We start from the raw sequence: 3,728 nt of genomic DNA on the forward strand, positions 1-3,728 counted from the left end.
CGACCCATCTGCGTCGTTGGCCATACCGGCCGTCAACGGCGGAAACTGAGCGGAATTCCGTCGCATGAAATGCAGACAGCGCCAGCATTTGCGCCGCCCACAGTGCCGATGCCCTTTGCCGAACAAACAGCGGCGGCAACAAGGCTCGCTATTTGAAATGGGCACCCAAAGTGCGTATCGGATCTCAATTTTATTTATATCTGATGTGAATCATGCGATACATGACGTAACACTACTTTGTTTAGACTCGATCTCAAAATCAATCAATGCCACCTAATAACGGTCGCAAATAAAGGTATGGGTCGAATCATGTTCGCTTGGAGTCGAAAGCAGAGGTATTCGTTTGACGGCTTGCGTCGGAAGGTCGAGACGATGCGGCGCGCCGTTTATACGCTCATGACCGCGATCACGGTTCTAGTATTGCTTTATCCCATGGAGGTAAATGCGGAGCGAACAGCGACATGGTATTACCTGCAGGCGAACAACATGGTTGCAAATCGCCCACAGTGGTATCGGTCAACACCCGCTCAACTCTGTACGGACATCATGCCATGGCTGTTCTCAGAGTCGCTCAGCTTTACTCGAACCGTGACTTCGTCGACTTATCCGGGCTCTACAAATTTATGTAATGTTTCCTGGCGCATGAATTCGACTGGAGAAACAGGGACAACGAGTAATGGTTCATTTTACTATGTAGATTGGTGCGCGAATGGCGGCCGACCGGATACGAGAAAACCTGTAGCTGAACAATGTGGCGACTCGAATTTTCCGGGAACGAAAATTCCGGTCAATGAAGTTGACGAGAAAAGCTGCAGCGTCGGCAATCCGTGTTCTGTCGGATCTGGTCTGAAGCAGCAGACAGAGACTGACTACGTTGGATCCGGACCACAGCCGTTGTCACTGAGACGCACTTACCGTTCTAGGTATGCGGTTGGACCGAAATTCGGATTTGATTCTCGCTGGATGCACGAATGGCAACGACGACTTGATGTGTCGAAGCTATTTGAGGGGACGCCCGCATTGTCTGCACTGCGTGGCGATGGATCGACAACGACTTTCGCTTTTAGCAATGGCGTCTGGGCGGCCGTAGGCGGAAAAGGCGAGCAAGTTACCGCTGTTTCGGATGCAGGCGGAGTGGGACCGGGCTTTCGCCTCTATGATCGTAGAGGCGATCGCATTGAAGACTACGATGGCAAAGGCAAGTTGCTTCTGGTGCGGGAGCGAAATGGTTGGTCTACAGTACTCAAATACAGCAACCTAAGCACGTCCACAACGGTTGCGCCGGCACCAGATTTGTTAATTGAGGTGCGCCAACAATTTGGTCAAACTATCCGATTCACATATGACGCGTGGCGACGAATTAAGTCTGCGACGATGCCTGATTCGTCGATCGTGCAGTACGGATACGACAGCAATGGCATGCTCATCGCAATTGCGTATGCCGACGGCACGCAACGCCAATACCATTACGAGAATGCGCAGTATCCGTGGGCCCTGACGGGCATTACAGATGAGAAGGGAATTCGGTTCGCCACTTACGCCTACGACTTTCAGGGCCGCGCCACCAGCACCGAGCACGCCGGGGGCGTCGACAGATTCCAGCTCAGCTTCCTCGGCAACGGCCAGACCTCTGTCACCACCGCGGACGGCACCAGTCGCACCTTCACCTCAGAACTGGAGGGGAACGTGTTGCGCGCCACCGGCGCCTCCGCCGCCTGTCCTGCGTGTGGAGACATCGCCAAGGCGGTGTCCTACGATGCGGCGGGGAATGTCGCGAGCCGGAGGGATTTTGCGGACAAGGAGACGCGCTATACCTACGACGCCCTTGGCCGGGAAACCCAGCGCGTCGAAGGCTACGGCACGGCTGACGCAAAGACCACGACCACCGAGTGGCATCCGACGTGGAACCTGCCGCTGAAGGTGGCAGCGCCAGGGCGGGTCGACTATTTCAGCTACGATGCGAAGGGACAGGTGCTGACGTACGGCTGGTATCCGACCAACGACGCCAACGGCAGCCAAGGGCTCAACGCCCAGCCGTCCGGCGACGTGACGAGCACGACTTGGACCTATGACGCAAACGGCCTGGTGGCGACAGCCGTCGATAAGCTTGGGGACACGGTCACTGGCCAATGGACCTTCACTTACGATGCCCAGAGCAACCTGGCTTCGGTGACGAACATGGCGGGACAGACTGGCACAGCCGTGCAATATGATGCAGCGGGCAGGTTGCTTGAAGCCGTGGATGTCAGCGGATCGCGGATCAAATACGCCTACGACGCGCGCGGCCGCATGACCGACGTCGATATTGATGGTATCCGGACCAAGTATGAGTATGACGCCGTAGGGCAGCTTGTCGGCATCAGTGGCCCGTATAACCAAGTGACGCGCTACACTTACGACGCTGCTCACCGGTTAATCCAGATTTTGGACAACATCACCATATCAGAGCCGCTCGCCGATTCGAGCCTCGCTAGCCCTTTCTCGGTCAGCGGTAACTCGGAATCGACACTTGCCTCCGTGTCAAACCGCGTTGCGTCCGGTTGGAATGCGGTCGTACGGTGGTTAAGAGACTGGCTCGCCGGCATCATCAGTTCTGCACACGCCCAGGTTGCTCCATCTCCTAACCCATACACGCCACCAATTCATCCGGGGCAGAGTATGCCACCTTATCCTAGCTCAAGCGCTGCGGTTGATCTTGACCCAAGTCTTAGACCGGAAAAGGCGGCGCCGGGTATGTACGTTATGCAGTTCCTGATGAAGGTTCAAAAGGCATGTGGAGAAGTGCTTGAAGCTGTCGTTTCTGCTTTCGATAAGAGCACGCCTCCGGGGGATTGCGATGACGACGAATACATCAAGCTGAAGAATAATGTGGATCAATCCTGCAAGACAGGGCAGAAGTACTGTAAAGCTGGTGATGTCCCGGCCGTACTTGCATCAAAGCGCGATGATTTACAGATTTGCGCAAATGCCCGGCGCAAAATCATGAACGTTTGCTTCCGTGGCGGGGACAAGGAACATCAAAGGGATTGGGTAAAAGTCGTACAACAGGTGGAAATTTGCAATGGACTCTAACGAATACGCACGTCGATCTGCACAGGTGAAGTCAACTATTCGTGCGGCGTTCGGTATCATCCCCATTCCGTCGGGACATAGACGGGATGATGGCATCACAAACTACGAAGTGGACGATGATGTTCAGAAGTTCAATGGGCGCATGTGGACGGAAATTTCCCTTGACCATTGGATCCGCAGCATAAGTCCTTCTTCCATCCGTCGCGCTACAAGAATTGACTACTTCAAATACTATTTGCCTTCGCTCCTAATAGGAGTTCTGCAGGACAGTGACTATTCGTACTTGGCACTGGACGCTCTGCTTCCGGATAATCCCAAGTATGAGCCTCGCCCTGACTGGAAGGAGTACCGCATGAACTTTGCTGCAGAACAGGTAGAGGCCATTGTTTCGTTCCTTGAGTTGACCAAGGAGAGCAGTGGCCCCGAGAGCGCCGAATGGCATGCCGCGGACGCAGGGCTGAGCGGTTTGTGGAATTAGTTGTTCGCCTTTAAAGGATGCTTCGATGGCGCGCTCCATAGTCAGACGATTCATCGGAGTTACTCCTTCACCTTCATGTCGAGGCGTAATATGAGCGACCGCAGCCTTAGTTGGCGTCGCTTCGTGACTGCACAACGGACGCTCGCGAATCCACGCGCAATGGCAGAGTCTGGCCGGA

The 3,728-nt window shown here is 54.7% G+C and carries 2 protein-coding genes; both read left to right on the forward strand.

Going from position 1 to position 3,728, the window contains the following annotated elements; genetic code table 11:
* Positions 1-642 precede the first annotated feature (642 nt).
* A complete protein-coding gene (locus AC3G88_RS29295; protein ID WP_488894481.1) occupies positions 643-3,072 on the forward strand; it encodes a DUF6531 domain-containing protein in 2,430 nt (809 codons plus the stop codon).
* Entirely contained in the window at positions 3,062-3,550 is a 489-nt protein-coding gene (locus tag AC3G88_RS29300; RefSeq protein WP_488894480.1) for a DUF6714 family protein, read from the forward strand. The genes AC3G88_RS29295 and AC3G88_RS29300 overlap by 11 nt, the downstream gene beginning before the upstream one ends.
* Positions 3,551-3,728 lie beyond the last annotated feature (178 nt).

Source organism: Cupriavidus sp. 86D6 (assembly GCF_057815095.1).

What these genes read in the sequence shown, in the direction of transcription:
- AC3G88_RS29295 (WP_488894481.1), top strand. Translation starts at nt 643, where the DNA reads ATGAATTCGACTGGAGAAACAGGGACAACGAGTAATGGTTCATTTTAC.
- AC3G88_RS29300 (WP_488894480.1), top strand. Translation starts at nt 3,062, where the DNA reads ATGGACTCTAACGAATACGCACGTCGATCTGCACAGGTGAAGTCAACT.